This is a genomic window from Methylophaga sp. OBS1, assembly GCF_026319365.1.
In genome coordinates this window covers 197,573-222,177 of the sequence record NZ_JAPDMS010000005.1, presented here as the reverse complement: position 1 = coordinate 222,177, position 24,605 = coordinate 197,573, and the positions used below count along the sequence as shown (strand labels likewise).

The window sequence follows — 24,605 nt, the reverse complement described above, 5'->3', positions numbered from 1 at the left end:
GGACGTTGAACCGGGTTCCAGGTTGAGGGGTTACCGTTACCGTAGTAGAACAGGTTCAGGTCAGGATCGTAAGAATACCAACCCCAGGTCGTACCACCACCGATTTTCCACTGATCACCCTGCCAGGTTTTCAAAGAAGAATCTTTGCCAACCGGTTTCAACATGGAAGTGGTTTTTTGAGGGTCAACCAGCATTTCCTCGTCAGGACCGGTGCTGTACGCTTTGTACTTCACGTTACCGTCGAGATCGTAGGCTTGAACGTAACCACGGACACCGAACTCACCACCTGAAATACCGACGATGATGGTGTCATCAAAGACGTGTGCTGCCGCTGTGCTGGTGGCACCGACTTTTGGATCGTCACGTTTGTCAGACCAGACAACGCTGCCGTCAGCCGCATTCAGCGCGACCAGGGTGGTATCAGCCTGGTTCAGGAAGATTTTGCCGTCGGCATAAGACAGACCACGGTTAACGGTGTCACAGCACATGACTGGTACAGTTTCGTCGTAGTTTTGCTTAGGCTCGTACTTCCATTTGATGGCGCCGTCGTTGTTCAGATCCAGCGCGAACACGATGTTCGGGAAAGGCGTGTGAACATACATGGTGCCGTCGATGACCAGTGAGTTACCTTCGTGACCACGCAGTACACCGGTGGAGAAAGACCAGGCCATGTTCAGATCTTTGACGTTATCTTTATTGATTTGTGTCAACTCTGAATAACGGGTATTGGAATAGTTACCCGCTGGCATCACCCAGTTGTTTGCGTTCTTCTGCATAGTCAGCAATTCGTCAGCTTGTGCCGCGCCTGCGACAGCCAGTGACATCATCGCCAGTGATAATGTTTTCAGCTTCATTAGAGTAACCTCTATTTTGGTTTGTTATCAGCATGGTGAGACGCCAGAGTGTTCTTCACCACAGCGGCAACTCTATTCCGCTTTTACCCTAGTTTCATTAGGCCAAACTCATCGGTATCTTGGGAATAATTCCCGAGACATCACGGAAAAGCCTGATATAACAGCTCGCATACAAAGTTAAAAAAATGAGAAAAAAGTCTCAGTGACTGCTGATAACACCGTATTTTATCGCCAGTCTGACCATTTCTGCCGATGTCGAAAAGCCCAGTTTGTTTTTAAGAATAGTCTGATAATTGGCAACTGTTTTGGATTCCAGATTCAGTTGTTTGGCCACATTGGACAAGCTCAAGCCCTCTGCCAGTAATCTAAATACTTCAAACTCTCTGGCTGTAAGCCTCTGGGTCGGGTCCTCATTTCCGGAAACACTCTGCAAAGCAATTTTCTGTGCCATGTCGGCACTGAGGTAACTTTTCCCGCTCAGCACCTGCCGAATGGCAAGGACAATCTCACGACTATCACCGGACTTGGATAAATAGCCCATCGCACCGGCACTCATGGCTTGCATCGCAAGCGTCACGTTTTCATGCATGGAAAACATAATCACTCGGGCATCCCCATAACGACCACAAATTCGTCGCACCGCTTCCAAGCCACCAATCCCGGGCATCGTCATATCGATCACGAGCACATCGGGTTCCATTTCACTGTATTGCTGGTAAGCCTGCTCTCCGCTGGCCACTTCATGTATGACCTGCATATCCTCATACTCACCGAGCATACTGGCAAGACCAGAGCGAACAACCTCGTGATCATCAGCCAAAAGAATTCTGATTTTCGACATCTATTCTTTCCACCCTACAGGTAAAGCGGCCAGAACCTGCATTCCTTGCATCGGCTGGCTGGTTATTGTGAATTCTCCTGACAATGCCTCTACCCGTTGTTTCATTCCTAGCAAGCCGAAACCACCCTGCTCAGCATCAAGGTCACAACCACAACCATTGTCACTGATAGCAATAACAACCTTGTCTGAGTCTCTGTATAGGGAAATATCTACACTCACCTGTGTACCGGCATGACGGCTGACATTAGTCAAGCACTCCTGAATGATTCGGTAAGCAATAAGTTGTGATTGTGAATCCAGAAGTCTTGGGTGGCAGCGTAGTGTGAAATTCAACTGATGCTGTGGATGTCGCCACGACCAATCAGTGATGAGTTTGTCAAGACAATAACGCAGCCCCTGCTGCGCCAGCTCCGGTGGATTCAATTGCTCAAGATTGGAGCGCACGATCTCTGTCAGACGCTCACTGTGTTTTCTCAGTGCGTCAATCGAAGGCTTGATTGCAGTTTGTTCATTGAGTGATAACTTATCAAGCTCCATTCTTACCGCAGTGAGATGCTGACCAAGTTCGTCATGTAATTCAGCGGCCAGTCTTTGGCGCTCTGTCTCCTGCGCAGTAATTACCTGACGCTTTTGCTGATCAAAATGCTTGTTCAATGCCCCCACTGCTGTAATCAGTCTGACGGGCAGTCGTCGTGGATTGAACAATGACTGCAAAGCAAAATAGTTTGCCTGCTGAGAGCCCGGAGAGTCCGGCGACAAGAGGGGCTCGATTGAATTCAGTAAATGAGAGAATAATTTCAGCAACAATAAACTGGACAACACAAACAGTAAAAACCACGGAAGTAAAATTTCCAACGCCTGAGAAGTGACTTCAGAAAGTTCATGAGTCAGATTATTCGTAATGACAAGATTGCCGACATGCTGTTCAGCGATGATGACAGGGTACATGACAGAAATTAAACCAAGATGCTTTTCTATCAACCAGGATACCAGTGCTGACAACCATGACCGCTTTAAGGAGTCGGGATGGTTCGAGTCGAGAACCCGCCCATCCTCTGCAATGAAGTCAATATCCAGTTTTTTTAGTGCACTCAGTCTCTCCAGTGCAAACACATTTTGATAATCAAAGCCAGAATCAGTGATACCCGACTCCATGTGTCGAATTTGCTCAAGCAAAATCTGTTCTACTAACTGGGCTTCTCTGCGTGTCTCGGAGTGAGTTTCACCATAGATCCGTCCAAGTACCAGTATCTCTGCCAGTAGTACTGCAGCCAATAACACTAGGATCGTTTTAACGCTGAACAATTGAGACATGTTGAACTGACACTTAAACTATTTTGATCTCATTGGTTTATATGAGCCGACCACAAACATCATCTCTACCGTTTACCTGAAAACATAAAACAGGACAGCTCAGGTTACAGTGGCTCTGGTTATGAATGGATTTGATGACATCCATATCTCGACACACCATGTTAAATGGCTTTTTCATTATACTTTGACTCGGACTTATCTGTCAGATTTGGCTGCACCTATCTCGGAATACATATTCTCAAACATAAAAAGACCCGACATCTTTCGATGCCGGGCCTTTTGTCAGACTTGTTCGATTAATGACTTAATCGAATTGGGTCTTGGTCTTACAGGCTGAATACGCTCAGCACACCACCCAGGTTAGTCCAGCTAGACAGTGAACGGTATGCACCGACTGCGCCCAGACCATCTGAGTCGTTTTCCAGGCTTGGGATCGCCATACCGATACCAGCCCAACCACCTACACCAGACAGGATGGAGATGTACTGCTTACCACCATGCTTGTAAGTGTTGACGTTACCGATGATGCCGGATGGCGTTTTGAATCTCCACAGTTCACGACCGGTTTGGGCATCAACCGCTTTCAGGTAACCTTCCAGCGTACCGTAGAACACAACGTCAGAGGCAGTGGCCAGGGCACCTGACCAGACTGAGAAGCGTTCCGGGTTGGACCAGACGATTTTACCTTCACGCGCATCCCAGGCAATGAAGTTACCCAGATGGGTACCACCTGGTGCCGGGTACATGCTCAAAGTCGCACCAACGTAGGGTTGACCTGCAACATACTCAACTTCAAATGGCTCGTAGTCCATGCACACGTGGTTGGTCGGTACATAGTACAGGCCGGTACGTGGTGAGTAAGCCGCTGGCTGTTGGTCTTTAGTACCCAGCGCCGCAGGGCAGATACCGGTGGTGTTGACGTCTTCACCGTTACGGGCAGTCGAGTACTTGGCAACGCGATCATGACGACCGGTTTTCAGGTTCACGCCATTTGACCAGTTAACCGCTGGGTCATACTTTTCAGCAACCAGCAGTTCACCGGTTTCACGATCCATGGTGTAAGCGAAACCGTTACGGTCGAAGTGAACAGCAGTCTTGTGCATTTTGCCTTTGACTTTTTGTTCCGCCAGGATCACTTCGTTCACACCGTCGTAGTCCCACTCATCATATGGCGTCATTTGGTAAACCCATTTCGCCATACCGGTGTCCAGATCACGACCGAACAGTGACATAGACCACTTGTTGTCGCCAGGACGTTGAACCGGGTTCCAGGTTGAGGGGTTACCTGAGCCGTAGTAGAACATGTTCAGGTCAGGATCGTAAGAATACCAACCCCAGGTCGTACCACCACCGATTTTCCACTGATCACCCTGCCAGGATTTCAAAGAAGAATCTTTGCCGACCGGTTTCAGCATGGAAGTGGTTTTCTCCGGATCGATGAGCATTTCATCGTCAGGACCGGTGCTGTACGCTTTGTACTTCACGTTACCGTCGAGATCGTAGGCTTGAACGTAACCACGGACACCGAACTCACCACCTGAAATACCGACGATGATGGTGTCATCAAAGACGTGTGCAGCAGCAGTGCTGGTGGCACCGACTTTAGGATCGTCACGTTTGTCAGACCAGACAACGCTACCGTCAGCCGCATTCAGCGCGACCAGGGTGGTATCAGCCTGATTCAGGAAGATTTTGCCGTCGGCATAAGACAGACCACGGTTAACGGTGTCGCAGCACATGACTGGCACAGTTTCGTCGTAGTTTTGCTTAGGCTCGTATTTCCACTTGATGGCACCGTCGTTGTTCAGATCCAGCGCATAGACGATATTCGGGAATGGCGTATGAACATACATGGTGCCGTCGATGACCAGCGCGTTACCTTCGTGACCACGCAGTACACCGGTGGAGAAAGACCAGGCCATGTTCAGATCTTTGACGTTATCTTTATTGATTTGTGTCAATTCTGAATAACGGGTATTGGCATAATCACCTGCGGGCATCACCCAGTTGTTGGGGTTGTCCTGCATGGTCAGCAATTCGTCAGCTTGTGCCGCGCCTGCGACAGCCAGTGACATCATTGCTAATGATAATGTTTTCAGCTTCATTAGATTTACCTCTTCTAAGCATTAGAGTTGGTTGGTGACTATCATTAAAATAATCACTGTCACTACTCTATGCCGAACATTCCTGCTTTTCACTAGGAGTACATCACCCCGGATATGGGATTTTTTCCTTCTAAATATAGGAAATTTTCTGAGGTAAATTTTAATTACTGTAGTCTGATAATTTGATGCTTGACAGCGAGTCTCACTAACTCGACCGGTGTGTTGATATTGAGCTTGTGTTTGAGCTGAGTCTGATAGTTGGCTACGGTTTTTTGGCCGATTTTAAGGGTCTCGGCAATCGTGTCAATATCAGCCCCCTCTGCAAGAAGACGAAATATCTCAAACTCTCTTGGCGTCAGCGCACACGTAGGGTCATCGTCTGCTGAAATATTTTGTAGTGCTATAGCTTGAGCGACTTCCGAACTGAGATAGCTTTTACCGGCAGCAACTTGGCGGACAGCCTGAATCACCTCTTCTGCAGTGCTCGATTTGAGAACATACCCCTTCGCCCCCGCACCCACAGCCTGAACCGCAAATACCACTTCTGTCCGCGAAGTAAACATAATCAGTTTCGCTTCAGGATAACGTGCTTTTATCTGACCTAATGTGGCCAGACCACTGGAGCCGGACATATTCATGTCCATCAACATCACGTCGGGCTGATGCTGATGATAGAGTTTGTAGGCGTCATCACCGCTATCTGCTTCTGCAACAACCTGCAAATCTACTTGCTCTTCCAGCAGTCGCTTCACACCGGAACGAACGACAGCGTGATCATCAACAAGAATCACTTTAATCATCGGTATTGTCCTTACAGGCCTTTTTCATGCTGGAAACGATGCAATTCAATGAAAAACTCGATTTCAATGTATTAAGCCAAATACGTAGACCTTCATTAACCGAAGTAAGAGACCCTTTTTCCAAATTTTAGTTCTGGGATTTTGTTGTTTAAGTCATCAATAAAATGAAATAAAAAAGCCCGACATCTTTCGATGCCGGGCCTTTTGTCAGACTTGTTCGATTAATGACTTAATCGAATTGGGTCTTGGTCTTACAGGCTGAATACGCTCAGCACACCACCCAGGTTAGTCCAGCTAGACAGTGACTTGTATGCACCGACTGCGCCCAGACCATCTGAGTCGTTTTCCAGGCTTGGGATCGCCATACCGATACCAGCCCAACCACCCACACCAGACAGGATGGAGATGTACTGCTTACCATCATGCTTGTAAGTGTTGACGTTACCGATGATGCCGGATGGGGTCTTGAAGCGGAACAGCTCGCGACCGGTTTGGGCATCAACCGCTTTCAGGTAACCTTCCAGCGTACCGTAGAACACGACATCAGTAGCGGTGGCTAATGCACCTGACCAGGCAGAGAAGCGTTCCGGGTTGGACCAGACGATTTTACCTTCACGCGCATCCCAGGCAATGAAGTTACCCAGATGGGAATCACCTTCAGGTGGGTACATGCTCAAAGTCGCACCAACGTAGGGCTGACCAGCCACATACTCAACTTCGAATGGCTCGTAGTCCATGCACACGTGGTTGGTCGGTACATAGTACAGGCCGGTACGTGGTGAGTAAGCGGCTGGCTGTTGGTCTTTAGTACCCAGCGCCGCAGGACAGACACCGGTGGTGTTCACGTCTTCACCGTTACGGGCAGTCGAGTACTTGGCAACGCGATCATGACGACCGGTTTTCAGGTTCACACCGTTTGACCAGTTAACCACCGGGTCGAATTTTTCCGCCACCAGCAATTCACCATTAGTGCGGTCCATAGTGTAGGCGAAACCGTTACGATCAAAGTGAACGGCTGTTTTACGCATTTTACCGTTGATCTTTTGTTCCGCCAGGATCACTTCGTTCACACCGTCGTAGTCCCACTCGTCATGTGGCGTCATTTGGTAAGCCCATTTCGCCATACCGGTGTCCAGATCACGACCAAACAGCGTCATGGACCACTTGTTGTCGCCGGGACGTTGTACCGGGTTCCAGGTTGATGGGTTACCCGAGCCGTAGTAGAACAGGTTCAGGTCAGGATCGTAAGAATACCAACCCCAGGTCGTACCACCACCGATTTTCCACTGATCACCCTGCCAGGTTTTCAATGAAGAATCTTTGCCAACCGGTTTCAGCATGGACAGTGTTTTTTCCGGATCAAACAGAATTTCATCGTCAGGACCCGTGCTGTAGGCGGTGTAGAGTTCTTCACCATCCAGGCTGTAAGCTTTGATGTAACCACGCACACCGAACTCACCGCCCGAGACACCGACTAAGACTTTATCCTTGAAAACATGGGCGGCAGCCGTGCTGGTTGCACCACGTTTCGCATCGTCACGTTTATGAGACCAGACCACACTGCCGTCAGCCGCATTCAGCGCAACCAGGGTGGTATCAGCCTGATTCAGGAAGATTTTGCCATCACCGTAAGACAAACCACGGTTAACGGTGTCACAGCACATGACTGGCACAGTTTCGTCGTAGTTTTGCTTAGGCTCGTACTTCCACTTAATGGCGCCGTCGTTGTTCAGATCCAGTGCAAACACGATGTTCGGGAATGGCGTGTGAACATACATGGTGCCGTCGATGATCAGCGGGTTACCTTCGTGACCACGCAGTACACCGGTGGAGAAAGACCAGGCCATGTTCAGATCTTTGACGTTATCTTTATTGATTTGTGTCAGTTCTGAATAACGCTGGTTTGCATAGTTACCCGCGGGCATCACCCAGTTATTTTCATTTTGCTGCATAGTCAGCAATTCGTCAGCATGCGCCGCACCTGCGACGGTCAGCGACATTATCGCCAGAGATAATGTTTTCAGCTTCATAGTTGAATCCCTATCATTGTTTTATTCAATAGATGCACGACTGTTTCGAGCATATATCCATGCTATGCCGAGAAGCCCTGATAATCATCATGATTAAATCCTAAAATAAATAGGAGCAATTCATAGAAAAGCAATGAAAACACTCGTTACTGCATTGAATTTAAATACATTAATGTTCGCTTATAACACCATATTTTAGCGCCAGCCTGACCAGATCTACCGGGGAGCTGATCCCTAATTTTTGTTTGAGGCTGGTCTGGTAATTAGCGACTGTTTTATGTCCGATGTTCAAGCTAAGGGCAATTTCCTCAACCATTTTCCCTTCGGCCAGTAACCTGAAGACCTCAAACTCACGTGAGGTCAATTTCTGTGCCGGATTATCGCCCCCGGTCAGACTTTGCAGCGCGACTTTCTGTGCCATATCTGAACTCAGAAAACTTCTACCCTGCGCCACCTCCCTAACTGCTTTGACAAGGTCTTCAGCGTGGCCTGACTTTGCGACATAGCCAAGCGCGCCGGATGTCATTGACTGAATCGCGAAAGTGGCATTTTCGTGCATCGAAAACATAATTACCCTAGCCTGAGGCCAGCGATTGAGAATACGCCGCATCGCTTCAAGCCCCCCCATACCCGGCATGGACATATCCATCACCAGAACATCGGGATTGATCTCCGGAAAAGTCTGGTAAGCCTGCTCACCACTCTCCGCTTCACCGACAATGCGAATTCCTTCATTTTGCTCGAGCAATCTGCCGAGGCCCGATCTCACCACGGCATGGTCGTCGGTCAGCATGACTCTGATTAGTTGGTTCATGCCTTTTCTCCTTGTTTAGTTAGCGTCACTTCTACGGTCACCCCCTGATGATATTGACTGTGGATATGCAACTCACCACCAATGCTGTCAACACGCTCACGCATACCGGCCAGCCCGAAGCGTTGTGGATGACGATCCAGGTCAAAGCCCTGACCATTATCTTTCACTTCGAGATGCCAGTGTTTCTGGTCTTCCAGCAGGGAAATATTCACCTCGTCGGCATGAGCATGACGACTGATATTGGTCAGGCATTCTTGTAAAACGCGGTAAAGCGTCAGTTGCTCGTTTTCATCCAGGGAGGAAAAATCGCCATCAATGCGGGTGAACACATCCACTCTGTCATGTCTCTCCTGCCAGGTATTAACAAGATCCTGAACTGCCGCCAAGAAACCGATTTCATCCAGCCCGCCGGGGCGCAACCGGTGGAGCATAGTTCTGACAATGTCCATCATTTGTCTGACCACCCCGTCAATGGCGACGGCACTTCGCTTGGCCGTGTCCAAATCACGACAGCTTTTTATTACCGAGGCATCAACATGAATTGCGGTCAGGTGTTGGCCGATCTCATCATGCAGTTCATGAGCAACACTTTTACGTTCAGCTTCCTGCATGTGAATGATTTGTTGGGTAAGGCGGTGATTATTTCGCGTACTGATTTCCAACGCAGACGCCATTCCATTGAACTTGTGACTGATACTCGCCATTTCCGGCAGGTTGAATATCGGCAGACGCCGGTCGAGATTGCCGGCCTCGATATCCGTCAGGGCATCAATAATACTGTCGATGGGTTTGAGGGAGAGTCCGACAGCGACATAAACGACGACATTGACCGATATGAAGAACAATGCAATCAGTTCCAGCATGGTTTTTGTCTCTTCCCAGGCCTCACTGATTTCATTACCGGGCTCCGGGCTGATTACAAGCTTGCCGATAGAGCGATTGTTCACAGAGACTGGCAATGACTTGACCGTCATGTTATCCAGACCTGTCTGCATCTGGTTCACAAACCAGCTGGGTGGATCATCCTCATCGTGCGCGTTCTCGACCTGGTTGGTTTCAACCAGAAAACCATGGTTGTCATAAAACTCAATTCGCAGGTGCCGAACACCGGATAAACGACCCAGATTGAAAGGTGACATTTCGTCATCTGCGCTCATCAAACCGGTTCGCTTGAAATGATTGAGTTCGGCCTCAAGCATGTGTAGAGCCAGATCCATTGTTGAATCTACCTCAGCACGGACACTCTCTCGGGCATTGTGCACGGTGATTACTGCACCGAACAGCAATATGATCAGCAGTATCAATGTGACAATAAGGTTGAGTCTGAACCTGAGATTCATGATCGGGGCGCGCTAATAAAAAGATCATTTTATGGCTGCCCAGTCAGGATGAAGATAGGAGAATTTCCTTTTTAAGCTATGCCCCAAATCAACGGACATAAAAAAACCCGGCAGAGCCGGGTTTTTTGAGTTTGGTTTCTCTATGCAATTAGCGGTTGCAAATGTACATAGTGACTTCGAAACCGAAACGCATGTCTGAATATTCTGGTTTAGTCCACATAGTAATCACCTCTTTATGGTTTCTCGAAACACCGGACACCGGGATTCGTTAAGTAGTAGATTACACAGACGCTTGAGAAAGCCAGAGAGGAATTTACTCTCTGTGACTCAGGATTTTCCTGAATCAAGATCAGGCATCGACCAGACCACTGCGTATCGCCAGCCGTGCCAGTTCAGCTGAGTTGGACACGTTCAGTTTTTGCTTGATGTTGGTGTGGTGTGTCCCCACTGTTTTGGGGCTAAGACTGAGGATATCAGCAATATCATTGACGGTTTTACCCTCGGCGAGTAATCGAAACACCTCGAATTCTCGCTGGCTTAGTACATCCAGCGGATTTTCAGAACCGGTCAGTTTCTGCATGGCCAATTGCTGCGCGATTTCAGGGGCGATACAGGTCTTCCCCTGCGCCACCATATCCACCGCTTTTAACATTTCTTCCGGCGCACTGCGTTTGGGAATAAACCCTAAAGCACCTGCTTGCATAGCGCGGGTTGTGAATACGCTGTCCTCATGCACACTCAGTACCAGAATTCTGGCATTCGGTTCTCTGGCAATGATGCGTTCAATGGCACCAACACCGCCGATACCGGGCATCGAAATGTCCATGACCACAACATCCGGGTGGTGCTTACTAAAATCCTGAACAGCCTGCTCGCCACTGCCGGATTCCGCGACCACAGTGAATTTGTCACCATCTTCCAGTAAACGACGAAAACCAGCCCGCACCAGTTCGTGGTCATCCACCAACAAGACTTTTGTTTTGTTTAGGCTCATATCAGTCTGTCCGCTCCCAGAGGAATCTTAATTTTAATCACCACACCGTCACCAGGCTGGCTTAACAAAGTGAACTCACCGCCCATACTCTGCACCCGTTCCCGCATTCCTAACAGGCCGAAGTCAACATCTGAATGAAAGTCCTTGACCTCCATACCTTTGCCATTGTCACTGATATTAATCGTCAACGCATCATTGTTACCGTCCTGTTCGGCATGGATCCGGACGTTGATTTGGCTGGCCTGTGCATGACGTACCGCATTGGTGATGGCTTCCTGCACCACTCTGAAAACGGTCATATTCATAGCTTCATTGAGATTGTCGAGTTTGCCACTGGTTTGCAAGACAAAATTGATATCCGGCTCTCGCTCACGCCAACTGGCAACACTCTGTTCCAGTGTCGGAACCAGTCCCAAATCGTCCAGTGGACTGGGTCGCAGCCGGGTGATCATATTATGAACGACATCATAGATATGACTGGCGGTATCGATAATGGCCTGAGCACTGCCATGAATTCGAGGCTCGCTATCCTGTGTACGATTACGGATCAACACCGCATCGGTCTTGATAGCGGTAAGACACTGTCCCAGTTCGTCGTGGAGTTCACGTGCCAGATGACGACGTTCCGCTTCCTGTACCTCATCCATGTGTTTAGTCAGTAAACGGGTTTCACGCAACTGGTTACGCGCCATTTCCGCCTGTTTTAATTCGGTGATGTCACGCAAAGTACAAACCAGACCAATGATTTGCTGATTGTTGTCATACAGCGGCACGCTGGACATCAACAATGACAACTGCTCTCCATCGGGCCGCGTCAACGTGGTTTCCATATTTTCGATGGTCTCACAGTTTTCCAGCACACTGGCGATGGCCTGACGCTGATGCTCGAAACCGAGATTAGCCAGCGCTTCGCCCTTCAATACGGGTGTCTGCTTGGCGAACAGGCGTTCAGCCGTGGAGTTACAGAAAGTAATATTACCCGCATGATCGAGAGCCAGAATGGCATCACCAGACTGCCTGACCAGCATGGCCAGGCGCTGATTTTCGGCTGAGCTTAACTCTAATGCCTGCCCCATCCGGTTGAATGTCTGGCTGATCTGGTTCATTTCCGGCAAGGTAAAACTGGGAAGCCGGGAATGCAGATCCCCTCTTTCAAACGCTGCCAGCGCCTGTAGCAATCTCTGCAGGGGGCGCAAAAACCAATCGACACCCCAGTACAAAAAAATACTCACAAAAACAAACACGACCATGCCCAGGCCAATGATGCTGCGGATATCCTGCCAGCGGTCGCTGATTTCCTGCATGGGGGCGGCATAAATCACCATGTGGCCATTGCCAAAGCGTTTACTTAAAGGCGTGATTTCAGGAAACAAAATTTTGACGAACCAATCGGGTGGCTCAACTTCCAGGGTTGGTTCGGGCTCCCCCTCATAAAGCAGGCCCTGGGTATCAAACAGCAGAATATGAAGGCTGCGAATCTCACTCATCGCCTTGATCATTTCATGCATCTGCTCATTGATACCCAGTTCCCTGTTGAGGGGGCGGTCGGCCAGGGTCAGGGTAATCAGTCTGGCAGCAGCATCCATGGTGTCCTGAACTTCTTTCTCAACCGACTGACGGGCATTGGAAATCAACACGCCGGTTCCGGCCATCAGTGAGGCCAGCAAGAGAATGGTGAAGAAAAGGTTAACCTTGAGCTTGAGGCTCATGACAGCGTGGTCTCGGCAATCCCTTTAGCGCCGAGATTATCGACCCAGCGAACCATGATTTTATCGCCAAGGGCCCCGCCCGCCAGTTGAAATGAAAAATAAGGATTTCGTGCTGTCGCCGTACCGCACTTGATAGTTAATACCTCCGTGCCATTTCGCCAGCAGCGAATATCCTGAATAAATTCCGCCGGAATCAGTTCCCCCTGCTCGTTTTCACCACGACCAGTATGCATTGGATGGGCAAGCAGAACCCTGACAGTGGTGAGCTCTTCTTTAAGCTTGGCGCGTATTCTGTCTCTTGCTTTAATCGCCATCAGGCGCAACCTCCAATATCCACTGCAATATCACGGGACGTTCTGTAAAGCTTACCATCCGCACGCACTACGGCAATCACTTCAGAATCTTCAGCCACCTTGATCATGCTTTTGAAGGGAAGAGCCACATCGGGCGTCAGCTCGGCACTCATTGCCAGCGGGTTAGGGTTTTTATCCACCAGAATGGCAATTCGCTCAATATGAGCCAGCTCACTGCGTATTTCAACCGGGACTGAGGCACCGTTGACGGCATAACTGGGTGGCGCGCCCAGTTTAAAAGCAATTTGCTTATCATCAGCAACTTCGGCTTCACCAAGCAGTGCCAGTAAGGCATCCTCGAGCGTTTGTGCAGTGAAAGCCTCGCTGGGCCAGTGCGCCAGAAGACGACGCGGCAGTAATAATCCGCTACTGGCAACCAGAGCCAGTGTAGAGGCAGAGATGGCGCCTTTGAGTAATGAGCGCCGTTTCAGATCGGCTTGGTCTGTCATGCTGTTACTGTTCCATTTGTGCCAGGGTTTCTTCAACTTCTCGCAGTCTTGAAGCGATTTTGGCGCGTTGATATTCGTCATTGCCGGCAGCTTGCGCGGCCAGTTGCAGTTGATCTGCTGCCGCTCTCAGCAGGCCGGACTCGTAATAATACTCCGCCAGCCAGCTATGAGACTGGCTTTTCTGCCCCATTTGTCCTTTGGCCTGGGCCAGGAGTTTATAAACATGACGGGAAGTTTCACCGAGTTCAATCTGGGTTTGTAACAATTTATCGGCCTCGAATGCCCGGCCTGTTCTCAACAGCGCTTTCACCTGTTCCATGGTCAACGCTTGATCATCCGGATAGAGACGCTGGTTATCTTCATATATTTCCAGTGCCGCCTCAACCCGGCCCACAGACATTTCGATGTCAGCCAACGCCAATTGATAAGCCAGCCTGTCCTTGTCTTTATCCAGTAACGGCTGTAACGCTTCTCTCGCCAGTGTGTGCTGACCACTTTTTAACAGCGCCAGTGTGTATCCATAACGGACTGCTTCTTTATTGGTGTCATCTTCTCGTGACATCGCAGATTTGTAGTGCTCAAGCAGGTCAGCCGGATCGTCCATCATCATCACCCGCAACTTCTCCTTGATAAGGTAGAACTGCTTACGGTCTGACAACTGTGGCTTCATCTCATACTTTACCGCACGACCACGGGCATCGGCGATACGCGAAGTTGTCACCGGGTGAGTGCGAAGAAATTCTGGAATATTATCACCCCCGTAGTAACGGCTGGCCTGCTGCAACTTCTCAAAAAAACTGGGCATCGCATTAGGGTCAAATCCAGATTCCACCAGCGTCTGCATCCCGAGATTATCGGCCTCGGCCTCATGTGCACGGCTGTAATCAAGCTGACTCTGGATATCGCCGGCCTGCACTGCCATCATCGCAGCAGAACCCGCCCTGGGGTCAGCCGCCCCAAGCAGCGCCGCGGCGATCATGGCTGCGGTGCGGGGTATGGTCATACGTTTGTGGCGCTCAAAACTTCGCAGGATATGACGCTGCGTAATGTGTGCAATCTCGTGCGCTATGACTGAGGCAAGCTCTGACTCACTTTCCGCAGTCAACAGCAGGCCACTGTTAACACCGATAAAGCCGCCGGGGGCGGCGAAGGCATTGACCGCCGGATCAGGAAGCATAAAAAAGGTATAGTCGAGCCCCGGTTCATCACTGTTAGCAGCAAGACGATATCCCAGAGACTGGATATAACTGTTAACTTCGGGATCTTCGATTAATTCTGTAGATTGCTGCAGGCGCCAGAAAAAGGCCTGGCCGATGTCATATTCCTCACGGGGTGAAATTAAGGCACCCGCACTATCCCCCATTTCCGGCAAGGCGATGTCGAGGGCATGAGTCTGTGTCAGCGGCAACGACAGGCAGGCCAGTAAAGTTAAGGTGAATAATCGTTTCATACAGTGCATAGACTCATCCCCCGTGACAGGGGTTCCGGCAAGACAATGAATGTAATTCCGTTTATCATTAATCCATTATTTTGAACTATTCCTGGATCGCAAGTATGTCAGAATTTGATGTAGAAATTGACTCATCCGGTCTCAATTGTCCACTTCCGGTATTAAAAGCCCGCAAAGCGCTGGCCGATATGAGCGCAGGGCAAAAACTTCACCTGATTGCAACCGACCGTGGGGCGAACAAGGATATTCCTGCCTTCTGCAAAATGACCGGTAATCCGCTGATTGACAGCTCGGAAACCGAGGGTCATTTGCATTTCATTATTGAAAAGGGAGAGGCCAATGGCTAAGAAACTCGCCATTATCGCCAGCAAAGGCACACTGGACGGCGCTTATCCGCCATTCCTGCTCGCCTCGACGGCGGCAGCGCTGGGCTTCGAAGCCAAAATCTTCTTCACCTTCTACGGACTGCAACTGCTCAATAAAGAGTTGAACCTGAAAGTATCTCCTCTCGGCAATCCGGCGATGCCCATGCCGGTAACGGTACCCAGCATCGTGCAGGTTCTGCCGGGGCTGGAAGGATTTGCTACCTGGATGATGAAACGCAAATTGAAAAAGAAAGGTGTCGCCAGCGTTGAGGAACTCAGAGAAATCTGTATTGAGTCCGGTGTCGAGTTAATCGCCTGTCAGATGACCGTGGATCTGTTCGATTTCAAACATCAGGACTTCGTTGAAGGTATCAGCAGTGGCGGCGCCGCAACCTTTCTCGAATTTGCCTCCGAGGCGGATATCACACTGTACATATAAAAGCGTTATCAGCTGCGCTGAATCGGCTTTGCCACCTTCATTGCATCAGCGACTGACTGCTCTCATGCCATACCAGGAATACAGTCTCACGATAACGAGCGGCAGCAAGGTGAGTAGTGCGATCCCCAGAAAGACATTCGCCTTGGCTTGTTTTGGCTGCGTTCGCTGAACCCGGATATTTTCTGATTGCTGTTGGTGAATTTCCAGGATGGCCTGTGAAAACTCAGCCTCATTATCGGCCTCAAAAACCTTGTATGGAATCGGCATGCCAGAGAAAAACTGATGCAGTTTTCTTTCTGGCAATTCACGCCATGACATGGGTTCGTCAGTTGTTTCCTCCAGAGAAAATTCATCCATCGACTTCAGATAAATCCAATACAGCGACAGTCGGTGTTTCTGAAAAACCTCACTGATTTGTTGTTGCGCCCGTTCTGGAAACGTTTCGCCGCCATCCGACACCAGCAGCACAACACGACTTCCCCTGTATGTCTGCTCTTCAAAATAGTCTGCCGCCTGGCGCAATGACTGAGCTAAGTTTGTCTCTGACATCCCCTTTCCCAGACCACTTGCCTCTATTGTCGCCAGCACGGCCTGTTTATTCTGTGTCAGTGGCAATAAAGGCATCACTTTATTACTGAACATCACAAAGCCCCATCGCTCTTCGGGCCTGGATTGCATAAACGCTGTCAAATGTCTTACTGCCGCAGCACGCTTGCTTTTAGTCAGATCGCGGTTCACCTTCTGTGCACTGTTTTCCACAGCAAATGGCTCATCCATACTCCTGCTTCTGTCGAGCAGAATGACAAATTCTGCTCCCGTGGCAATCTGTTCTGTCTCATATTCAGGTAAATAAGGCCCCGATAAAGCCACAATCAGGCTCACAATCACAACAGACCCGAGTATTTTGAGGCTTCGGTCAATCACACTGGATAAAGGGTCATGGGGTATGAATCTATCCCAGGTCACCACTTTTTCAGTGTTGATGACGAGCCAGGGCAATGCAGCCAGGGGCACCAGTAACAAAATATGCGGAGACTGAAAGCTCAGTGACATCAGATTGACTTCAGGCTTGTCTAGCCTTAAGGCGTCTCGGCTGTCTCAGTATTGGGATGCCTGAATGTGGACTTGAGCACCAGAACAGCGCCTTTGCCAAAACCATAACTGGTCATAATCAGGCTGCTGTAGAGATAGATATTGAACAGACTGGCCCAGAAACCTGAAGTGACATAAGTCACTGACTCCGGGTCGGTCGTTGGGAAAACGGCCTGAATCATGAATAAACTTGAGTTAGTAAAAGCCCCCACGACCATTGCCCATCTGACATGCCAGGGCAGACTGACTTTTGTCGCATAGAATCCAAGAATGAGTGCGCTCATTATCAGAAAATCCAGATGTGCCTGAAGTACGCGCTTAAACTCTCCTTCAAAAACGGTTCTGAATAAAGGCACATCGTTGTAGATACCCACCATGCACCAGGCGAGTATCAACGCCATCAGGATCCACAGGCATGCGCCTCGCAATAACACCAGGTGTCCATTAAACTCTTGACTCTGCATCGCTCTCTCCATTGTTTTTTGATGGATTATGCCGAGTCAAAATGGATGAGACTTTTCCCAGTCGGTGTTATGTTGATCCAGTCAAGCAATGCTGAAACAGGTGTGAATAATGGCGCAGAACGATCCTATTACGGCGAGTTTGAAACGCCTGAATGGCTGTCGCTTCAACACTGAAACGCAACCTGAAAGATACCGGCAGGAGTGGTTGCGTGAGATCATCGGTAAAGAATATGCGAATGTCGAGGTCAAGCCCCCGAGGCAGGTCAGGTTATTCAACGACATGCAGATCTATCCCTTACTCAGTGGTCTGCGTTTTTCTCCTATTCGCTCCAACCCGATTCAATTGGAACGCTTGCCGTCTGAACCCACGACTATTTCCCAGGATGCCTATTTTGCTGTGCTGCTACTGGCAGGCAGCTATAAGCTGGAACAAGGTGGCCGTGAGGCTTTTCTGCGGCCGGGGGATATGACGATTTACGATGCGACCGAGCCCCACAAAATCAGCATTCCGGAGCCCTTTTCCAAACTCATCATCTCGATTCCAAGAGCCCAGTTCGAAAAAGAGTTTCAAAACATCGACCAACTCACCGCGACACACCTTTCCAGTCACCACCATCGTGACAACATCAACACGTTACAGCAGCTCTGTCAGCACCTTCACTGGATGGACAAAAATACATTTGAAGCTTTCTCCCAGCCGATTCTGGAGATAGTAAAAGAGAGTCTGATAGAAAGTGGCGGTCTGCACAGCAATATTTCCACGCTAAAGGCACTGTCACTGTTTCGTATCAAACAATATATTCAGACTCACCTTGATAATGAAAATCTCAATGCCGAGGAGATCTCGCAGGGGGTGAAGCTATCAATCCGTTACATCAATGAACTGTTTCATCACCAAAACACGTCGGTGATGAGATTCTTAACCGAAAAGCGACTGGAACGCAGCCAACACTACCTTAGCAACGCCTTTTTCTCCCACCTGAGTGTCACTGATATTGCCTTCAGGTGTGGTTTTAAAAACTTCTCACATTTCAGTCGCGTCTTTAAAGCACGCTATCTGTACTCACCCAGAGCCTATCGGCAACAGATGATGAAATGAAGATCTCAGGTGAAAATAAATACAGTTGAGTTTGAAAGTTTGTAACGTTCAAAGCGGATGGCCGCGTCGATGTGGCGTCCCCGGCAGGAGTCGAACCTGCGACCTTCCCCTTAGGAGGGGGACGCTCTATCCAGCTGAGCTACGGGGACAATGGTCGGGCATTATAACAGGGCTGTTTCCCAGCGACGAATTCTAAACCCAGGGAGCGGAGCCTGGCTGGTCTATGTAAATAGAAAGCCTTGTGATCTGGGCTTTATCCTTTCGGTGATGTAATTTCTGGGTTCAGACTATTGATATATCCATATCGAATTACATCATCAAAGAGGTTCAGTTCGACTTGGATGTTAAAGTGCTCATAAATTCATAACGCGGTGAGTTCAGGCCATGACAGATAAGCGAAAACATTCATCCCCAGTCGTAGATGGAACCGGTAAAGCACCGGCCAGAGCGATGTTACGGGCGGTTGGTTTCAATGATGCTGATTTTCAAAAGCCTCAGATTGGCATCGCCTCCACCTGGAGCATGGTCACGCCCTGCAATATGCATATCAACAAACTGGCTGATTTTGCCTGTGAGGGTGCTGACGAAGCAGGCGCTAAAGGGGTTATTTTTAACACCATCACCATCTCTGATGGCATTGCTAATGGCACCATTGGCATGAAATATTCTTTGGTGTCACGTGAAGTCATTGCCGACTCAATCGAGACCGTTGCCGGCTGTGAGGGATTTGATGGACTGGTCGCCATTGGTGGCTGCGATAAAAACATGCCCGGCTGCCTGATCGGCCTTGCCCGCCTAAACCGCCCTTCGGTCTTTGTCTACGGTGGCACCATCCAGCCCGGCGCAAACCACACTGATATTGTTTCGGTGTTCGAGGCCGTGGGAAAACACGCACGCGGCGATATGTCAGCGGCGGAATTAAAACAGATCGAAGAAACGGCGATTCCCGGCGCCGGTTCCTGCGGTGGCATGTACACAGCCAATACCATGGCTTCAGCGATTGAGGCCCTGGGGATGAGTTTGCCCAACAGTTCTGCGCAGGAAGCGGTCTCTCCTTCAAAAGCCGAGGACTGCCGCCGGGCCGGCGCTGCCGTTATGGCATTGCTGGAACAGGACATCAAACCCACCGACATCATGACCCGGCAGGCCTTTGAGAATGCGATTACCGCATTAATCGCACTGGGTGGCTCGACCAATGCTGTTCTGCATCTGTTAGCGATGGCCCATGCCGTGGATGTGGAACTTAGCCTGGATGATTTTGACCGTATTGGCCGCCGTGTGCCGGTATTGGCTGACTTGCGTCCCAGCGGCAAATACATGATGTCGGAACTCATCGCTATCGGTGGCATTCAGCCATTGATGAAAAGCCTGTTAGACCGCGGACTGCTGCATGGCGATTGTCTGACAGTGACCGGCAAAACCCTGGCAGAGAACCTGGCCGGTGTCGCCCCCTACCCTGCCAATCAAAATATTATCCGCCCGTTTGACCAGCCCATTAAAAAAGACAGCCATTTAGTCATTCTCAAGGGCAATCTAGCGCCTGAAGGGGCTGTGGCTAAAATTAGCGGTAAAGAAGGCTTACGGTTTACCGGTAAAGCCCGGGTGTTCCACTCAGAGGAAGAGGCACAGCGGGATATTCTCAATGGCACCGTGGTGAAAGGTGATGTCATCGTCATCCGTTATGAAGGTCCCAAAGGCGGGCCGGGCATGCGGGAAATGCTCAGCCCCACTTCTGCCGTTATTGGCAAAGGCCTGGGTAACGATGTAGCCCTGATTACTGACGGGCGGTTCTCTGGCGGCAGCCACGGTTTTGTCGTTGGCCACATTACCCCCGAAGCTTTTGATGGCGGCCCGATTGCACTGGTTGAAAATGGTGATGAAATAACAATAGACGCCGAAAACGCCATCATGCAACTTCACCTGAGCGATGAAGAAATTCAACAACGACGCGAAGCCTGGCAGCCTGTTCCACCACGTTACACACGCGGCGTGCTGGCGAAATATGCCAAAACGGTCTCTTCTGCCTCTGAAGGCGCCGTCACCGACAAAAACCTGTGAGCAGGCTGGCAGGCGGCGCATGATCTGTTGTGATTTAAGCTGGTCTTGGAAGATATTTTTGACTGAGGTCCCATCACCGACAGCTGTGTGGCGATTAATCAACGACCACTCCGCAAAACCTGCGCACTACCAATAAGCGGCCTTGTTGAACTGCTCAACACAGCGAGGTCGCTCAGTGCCCAATGAAACTGGCTTGCCTGTCAGTGATTGGCCCAGCCAGCCTTCTGGCATCGAGAGCTTGAACGGCGCTCTCACCGCGTCCTCTGAAATACCGCTAAACCCCACTCTCCGGTAGTAATCCGGGTCGCCGTAGGTAACAACATAATCCACACCATACTGCTTGATTTGATTGAGTCCGAAGTGAATGAGTTGCTGCCCAATGCCCTCACCTTGATGTTCGGTAATGACGGCGACAGGGGCAAGCATGAAAACATTCGATGATGTCCTGTAAGACAAGCGGGTGTAGAACGCAGCGGCAAGGACTTTGTCGTCACTGAGTGCCCCGTAACAAAGGATATTGTCGTCATCAATTGCAGTAGCTAGTGCACTGGCTAGCTCACCAATCAAGCGCCCCTCATCAGTCCCCTCTGAATGGCTGAAGACAGCGGTGAACAGGTTTGAGATTGCCTGCGAAAAATCTAATGTCAGGGACTTGAATTTCATTGATTGCTGCTATTTCAATACATTGTTTTCACGTTCATACTAATACCTTGTATTTAAAACAAAATGCTAGGTTGATTCAAAATTGTCACGGCGAATTTCATCTTCTGATCTCAAATTGGGTATGTATATCCAGAAATTAGGTGGTTCATGGATAAAACATCCTTTCTGGCGTAGCAGTTTTCTTCTGACAGACCCGGAAGATATAAAACGTATTCGACAGGCTGGGATCAAAGAGGTATGGATTGATGAACAAAAAGGAGCAACCTTAGAAGAAAACACCACTCAACCCCAAAATACGCAAAGCAAGCCGGAGATAGCACAAGCTGCAGAGAATCCGCCTGCGAAAGAGACAACTAAGGAAAAGTCCCGCCCACCCGCTTCGATGGAAGCGGAGATAGAGCGGGCACGCAAATTCTGTAGTGAAGCCAAAACCCAAGTGTTGGCAATGTACAGCGATGCGCGGCTTGGAAAAGCAATCAATACAACACAGGTTCTGCCCCTGGTTGATGAAATCAATGCAATGGTACAGCGTAATTCAGCCGCAATTCTGAGTGTAGCCCGCCTCAAAACACACGATGATTATACCTACATGCACTCAGTGGCAGTCAGTGCCTTGATGATAGCACTGGCTCATCAGCTCAACCTTGAAGAAAGTCAGATACGACTCGCCGGCATAGGTGGCTTAATGCACGATATCGGTAAAGCATTAATGCCTCTGGACGTATTAAATAAACCTGGCAAGCTGACGGACGCTGAATACGACATCATGAAACAACATCCCCAGGCTGGTGCAGAGTTATTGAGGCTCTCCGGCGCTGAGTCTGAAGTGGTGGATATCGCATTACACCACCACGAAAAAATAAATGGTATGGGCTATCCAAACCGACTCCAGAATGATGATATTTCACTGTTAGCGCGAATGGGTGCCATTTGCGATGTGTATGATGCTGTCACCTCAGAACGAGCCTACAAAAAACCATGGGATCCTGCCGAAACGATTCGAAGAATGGCAAGCTGGGAAGGGCATTTCGACAAACCTATTTTCGAAGCATTTGTAAAATCTGTTGGCATCTACCCGGTAGGGTCACTGGTGAGGCTCTCATCACAGAAGTTAGCCGTAGTGATTGAGCCTGGCTCAGAATCCCTGGTAAAGCCCAAAGTCAGGGTATTTTTTTCTTTGCGCGCCAGGGCGCCCATCCCAATGCATACAATCGATTTAGCCCAGGCAAGCTGTAGAGAATCCATCGAGGGACCAGAAGATCCCTCCCAATGGAATTTCAAACAGCTGGATGATTTGTGGCAATAAATTAGATTCATTGACTCAAAAACCATAATGCAGCCGCCTTTTACATCCAGACCTTGATGCCGCTTTTTCTTCCATTTAACGATATCAATGGTGTTGGTGAGTTGCTTTAGCTGTTTGTCTTTACTGTCGCTATTTATTGACTGAATCCATTCAGTCAATCCTGAATAAGTCATCAGTCTGTTTTCATGCTGACTACCGAAACCGGTCAAATTGAGTCGACTTAAAAGCTAAACATTAAAATCCATATTTACAAACCCTATTTAGCTGTGCTCATATTAGAACTGCGTCACAAAAAAAGGGTGTCCCGTGAGATCTAACCTCCCCTTATTCGATCCCATTGCCATTGAAGCCCTTCTGGAGATCGTCAGTGACGGCATCTGGTTCTGGCATGCTGATACCGGTTATGTGTACCGCAGTCCGGGCTGGTACAAAATGCTGGGTTACAATCCACATTCCCTGGAAAATAACGTCTTCACCTGGGAACGTGTGATTCATCCTGATGACTACCCGCGTGTCATGCACCATTTTGAGCAATACATCAGCGGTGGTTCTGACAGCTATGAAATAGAATATCGTTGTATGACCAGCTCCGGCAGACCATTGTGGATAAAGGACACGGGGCTAATAGTAAATAAGGATAGTGACGGTAACGTGCTGAGAATGATCGGCGCCCACCAGGACATCGACGCACTTAAACACCTGGATGAATTAAACACCTACGAGAAGCAAAGTCTGCAGAACATCATTGATGCTCGAACTCATGATCTGACAAGACTCAATAAGGAATTGTCAGAAAAAGCCGCCGAAGCTGAGCGTAATGCCAGTATTGATTATCTGACTTCACTCTCCAATCGTTTCAGTTTTGAGCAGCGCCTGGAAAGTGAAATTGCCCGTGCCCAACGTTTCAGTGAGCCACTCTCACTCATCGTGATGGATCTGGATAAGTTCAAACAAATTAACGATCAGTATGGCCACCCGACCGGTGACAGCGTGCTCATCCGCATGGGAGAAATTTTACGTAGCAACCTGCGACAGATTGATTTGGCTTCGCGCTGGGGTGGCGATGAGTTTGCCCTGTTGTTGCCGAATACGCCCATTGCCCATGCTCTGTCGGTGTCTGAAAAATTACGAAACGTTATTCAGATGGAGTTAGTGCCGGAAGCACTTGAGGTCAGTGCCAGTTTTGGTGTCGTGGAACTGCACAGAGACGAGTCCCTGATAGACTTTATGAGAAGAGCGGATAACGCCTTGTATGAATCAAAAAATAGCGGTCGAAACAGAGTTTCCCAAGGCCACTAAGCTTGCTTATATGAATTGTCACATCAAGCCCTGTTTTTTCACATAAATTTCCGCCGCAGTAGCTGAAGCTATGGTCAGGTTATCTTGGTGTTAAACAATGAAAATGAGCGACAAAATACGGGCACTGCAGGAAGAAGTAGACGATCTGAAGTTTGCCACCAGCAGATTGAGCAACATGGTACTCAGCCTTCAAACCATGCTGACCTCACAGCAACTGGAGTCTGAGCAAACAGCCTTTTCCTCTACCAACCAGCAGCCCCCTTCCCTTTAAAACCACAAAAAACTTGATCTAATTCACATTTCTTTTACATTTACAGTTAGGGTCACCATCTGCGAGGAGAAGAGAAGTGAAAATAATGAGATCATCAGCTTTACTGGTTATCAGCCTGCTCAGCATGAGTGTTTTTGCCAACACAGATACCATTATTCATGTCAGCCAGCCCGGCGACAGTCAGATGAACTGTGATGAAATCAATGCCGAGATCACAGCGATGGAAAACGTCATGGCAGAGGCTAAATCGAGCCAATCCGCCAGTAATCTGGCTGGTATCGGTGCCAGTGTTGCTGGCCATTTCGCGGGACTGCTCGGTGGCGGTGCCGGTGCCGCCGTGGCGACCACCGGGGCTAATGCGGTGGTCAACAATAATAAGCAATCGGCCGAAGAGCGCCTCAAAGCCGCAGAGCAACGTAGAACAATGTTGATGGGCATGCACACCGGCAAAGGCTGTAATGACCCGATGCTCGGGGAACAATAAGCAGAAGTCCGG

Annotated in this window: 25 protein-coding genes and 1 tRNA gene; 8 read left to right on the top strand and 18 right to left on the bottom strand. The window is 49.3% G+C overall.

The features are described 5' to 3' along the window. From OMQ46_RS14660 to OMQ46_RS14595, 14 genes are all read right to left on the bottom strand, one after another. A partial coding sequence (locus tag OMQ46_RS14660) for a PQQ-binding-like beta-propeller repeat protein (RefSeq protein WP_266238102.1) occupies positions 1–854 on the bottom strand: 854 nt, incomplete at its 3' end. A 199-nt stretch (positions 855–1,053) separates the two neighbouring features. After that, positions 1,054–1,695 (bottom strand): response regulator transcription factor, encoded by a 642-nt coding sequence (locus tag OMQ46_RS14655; RefSeq protein WP_266238100.1) that lies wholly within the window; start codon positions 1,693–1,695, stop codon positions 1,054–1,056. Next, positions 1,696–3,009, bottom strand: coding sequence for a sensor histidine kinase (locus tag OMQ46_RS14650; protein ID WP_266238098.1), 1,314 nt, complete (start codon positions 3,007–3,009; stop codon positions 1,696–1,698). 326 nt (positions 3,010–3,335) lie between these two features. Then, positions 3,336–5,114: a methanol/ethanol family PQQ-dependent dehydrogenase gene (locus OMQ46_RS14645; protein WP_266238095.1), complete on the bottom strand. Its 1,779-nt coding sequence runs from the start codon at positions 5,112–5,114 to the stop codon at positions 3,336–3,338. A 164-nt stretch (positions 5,115–5,278) separates the two neighbouring features. Next, a complete protein-coding gene (locus OMQ46_RS14640; RefSeq protein WP_266238092.1) occupies positions 5,279–5,914 on the bottom strand; it encodes a response regulator in 636 nt (211 codons plus the stop codon). 251 nt (positions 5,915–6,165) lie between these two features. After that, positions 6,166–7,944: a methanol/ethanol family PQQ-dependent dehydrogenase gene (locus OMQ46_RS14635; RefSeq protein WP_266238089.1), complete on the bottom strand. Its 1,779-nt coding sequence runs from the start codon at positions 7,942–7,944 to the stop codon at positions 6,166–6,168. A gap of 169 nt (positions 7,945–8,113) precedes the next feature. Continuing rightward, positions 8,114–8,758 carry a response regulator transcription factor gene (locus OMQ46_RS14630; RefSeq protein WP_266238087.1) on the bottom strand — a complete coding sequence of 215 codons (645 nt, stop codon included), beginning with the start codon at positions 8,756–8,758 and terminating at the stop codon, positions 8,114–8,116. After that, entirely contained in the window at positions 8,755–10,098 is a 1,344-nt protein-coding gene (locus tag OMQ46_RS14625; protein ID WP_266238084.1) for an ATP-binding protein, read from the bottom strand. The genes OMQ46_RS14630 and OMQ46_RS14625 overlap by 4 nt, the downstream gene beginning before the upstream one ends. A gap of 148 nt (positions 10,099–10,246) precedes the next feature. After that, positions 10,247–10,318, bottom strand: a complete 72-nt coding sequence (gene pqqA, locus OMQ46_RS14620) for a pyrroloquinoline quinone precursor peptide PqqA (protein ID WP_081443609.1) — start codon at positions 10,316–10,318, stop codon at positions 10,247–10,249. A 129-nt stretch (positions 10,319–10,447) separates the two neighbouring features. Then, positions 10,448–11,092, bottom strand: coding sequence for a response regulator (locus tag OMQ46_RS14615; protein ID WP_266238082.1), 645 nt, complete (start codon positions 11,090–11,092; stop codon positions 10,448–10,450). Next, the gene (locus OMQ46_RS14610) at positions 11,089–12,801 is read right to left on the bottom strand and encodes an ATP-binding protein (RefSeq protein WP_266238080.1); all 1,713 of its coding nucleotides are present in this window, start codon (positions 12,799–12,801) and stop codon (positions 11,089–11,091) included. The genes OMQ46_RS14615 and OMQ46_RS14610 overlap by 4 nt, the downstream gene beginning before the upstream one ends. Beyond that, complete coding sequence (gene soxZ, locus OMQ46_RS14605) at positions 12,798–13,115, bottom strand: thiosulfate oxidation carrier complex protein SoxZ (protein WP_266238077.1); 318 nt, start codon at positions 13,113–13,115, stop codon at positions 12,798–12,800. Before soxZ ends, OMQ46_RS14610 begins: the two co-directional genes overlap by 4 nt. Beyond that, positions 13,115–13,603: a thiosulfate oxidation carrier protein SoxY gene (locus OMQ46_RS14600; protein ID WP_266238075.1), complete on the bottom strand. Its 489-nt coding sequence runs from the start codon at positions 13,601–13,603 to the stop codon at positions 13,115–13,117. Before OMQ46_RS14600 ends, soxZ begins: the two co-directional genes overlap by 1 nt. Before the next feature lie 4 nt (positions 13,604–13,607). Next, the gene (locus tag OMQ46_RS14595) at positions 13,608–15,053 is read right to left on the bottom strand and encodes a M48 family metalloprotease (RefSeq protein ID WP_266238073.1); all 1,446 of its coding nucleotides are present in this window, start codon (positions 15,051–15,053) and stop codon (positions 13,608–13,610) included. A 104-nt stretch (positions 15,054–15,157) separates the two neighbouring features. Between OMQ46_RS14595 and OMQ46_RS14590 the strand changes: the two genes are divergently transcribed. Further along, the gene (locus OMQ46_RS14590) at positions 15,158–15,400 is read left to right on the top strand and encodes a sulfurtransferase TusA family protein (protein WP_266238071.1); all 243 of its coding nucleotides are present in this window, start codon (positions 15,158–15,160) and stop codon (positions 15,398–15,400) included. Next, the gene (dsrE2, locus tag OMQ46_RS14585; protein WP_266238069.1) at positions 15,393–15,857 is read left to right on the top strand and encodes a sulfur carrier protein DsrE2; all 465 of its coding nucleotides are present in this window, start codon (positions 15,393–15,395) and stop codon (positions 15,855–15,857) included. Before OMQ46_RS14590 ends, dsrE2 begins: the two co-directional genes overlap by 8 nt. 45 nt (positions 15,858–15,902) lie before the next feature. On the opposite strand, the gene OMQ46_RS14580 is transcribed toward dsrE2, so the two are convergent. After that, complete coding sequence (locus OMQ46_RS14580) at positions 15,903–16,910, bottom strand: vWA domain-containing protein (RefSeq protein ID WP_266238068.1); 1,008 nt, start codon at positions 16,908–16,910, stop codon at positions 15,903–15,905. A gap of 26 nt (positions 16,911–16,936) precedes the next feature. Beyond that, positions 16,937–17,413 (bottom strand): hypothetical protein, encoded by a 477-nt coding sequence (locus OMQ46_RS14575; protein WP_266238065.1) that lies wholly within the window; start codon positions 17,411–17,413, stop codon positions 16,937–16,939. A 109-nt stretch (positions 17,414–17,522) separates the two neighbouring features. Here OMQ46_RS14575 and OMQ46_RS14570 point away from each other — a divergent pair, with 109 nt between their 5' ends. After that, on the top strand, positions 17,523–18,512 hold the full coding sequence (locus OMQ46_RS14570; RefSeq protein WP_266238062.1) for a helix-turn-helix domain-containing protein: 990 nt from the start codon (positions 17,523–17,525) through the stop codon (positions 18,510–18,512). Positions 18,513–18,584: 72 nt separating this feature from the next. Here OMQ46_RS14570 and OMQ46_RS14565 read toward each other — a convergent pair. Beyond that, a tRNA-Arg gene (locus OMQ46_RS14565) sits at positions 18,585–18,661 on the bottom strand. 235 nt (positions 18,662–18,896) lie between these two features. Between OMQ46_RS14565 and ilvD the strand changes: the two genes are divergently transcribed. Continuing rightward, on the top strand, positions 18,897–20,570 hold the full coding sequence (ilvD, locus tag OMQ46_RS14560) for a dihydroxy-acid dehydratase (protein ID WP_266238059.1): 1,674 nt from the start codon (positions 18,897–18,899) through the stop codon (positions 20,568–20,570). Between the two features lie 126 nt (positions 20,571–20,696). Here ilvD and OMQ46_RS14555 read toward each other — a convergent pair whose 3' ends face one another. After that, positions 20,697–21,233: a GNAT family N-acetyltransferase gene (locus OMQ46_RS14555; RefSeq protein ID WP_266238056.1), complete on the bottom strand. Its 537-nt coding sequence runs from the start codon at positions 21,231–21,233 to the stop codon at positions 20,697–20,699. Between the two features lie 82 nt (positions 21,234–21,315). Here OMQ46_RS14555 and OMQ46_RS14550 point away from each other — a divergent pair, with 82 nt between their 5' ends. From OMQ46_RS14550 to OMQ46_RS14535, 4 genes are all read left to right on the top strand, one after another. Beyond that, positions 21,316–22,539, top strand: coding sequence for an HD-GYP domain-containing protein (locus OMQ46_RS14550; RefSeq protein ID WP_266238054.1), 1,224 nt, complete (start codon positions 21,316–21,318; stop codon positions 22,537–22,539). Between the two features lie 306 nt (positions 22,540–22,845). Then, positions 22,846–23,838 carry a sensor domain-containing diguanylate cyclase gene (locus tag OMQ46_RS14545; RefSeq protein WP_266238051.1) on the top strand — a complete coding sequence of 331 codons (993 nt, stop codon included), beginning with the start codon at positions 22,846–22,848 and terminating at the stop codon, positions 23,836–23,838. Positions 23,839–23,941: 103 nt separating this feature from the next. Beyond that, positions 23,942–24,109 carry a hypothetical protein gene (locus OMQ46_RS14540; protein WP_266238049.1) on the top strand — a complete coding sequence of 56 codons (168 nt, stop codon included), beginning with the start codon at positions 23,942–23,944 and terminating at the stop codon, positions 24,107–24,109. 76 nt (positions 24,110–24,185) lie between these two features. Then, positions 24,186–24,593, top strand: a complete 408-nt coding sequence (locus OMQ46_RS14535; RefSeq protein ID WP_266238046.1) for a hypothetical protein — start codon at positions 24,186–24,188, stop codon at positions 24,591–24,593. Positions 24,594–24,605: the final 12 nt, after the last annotated feature.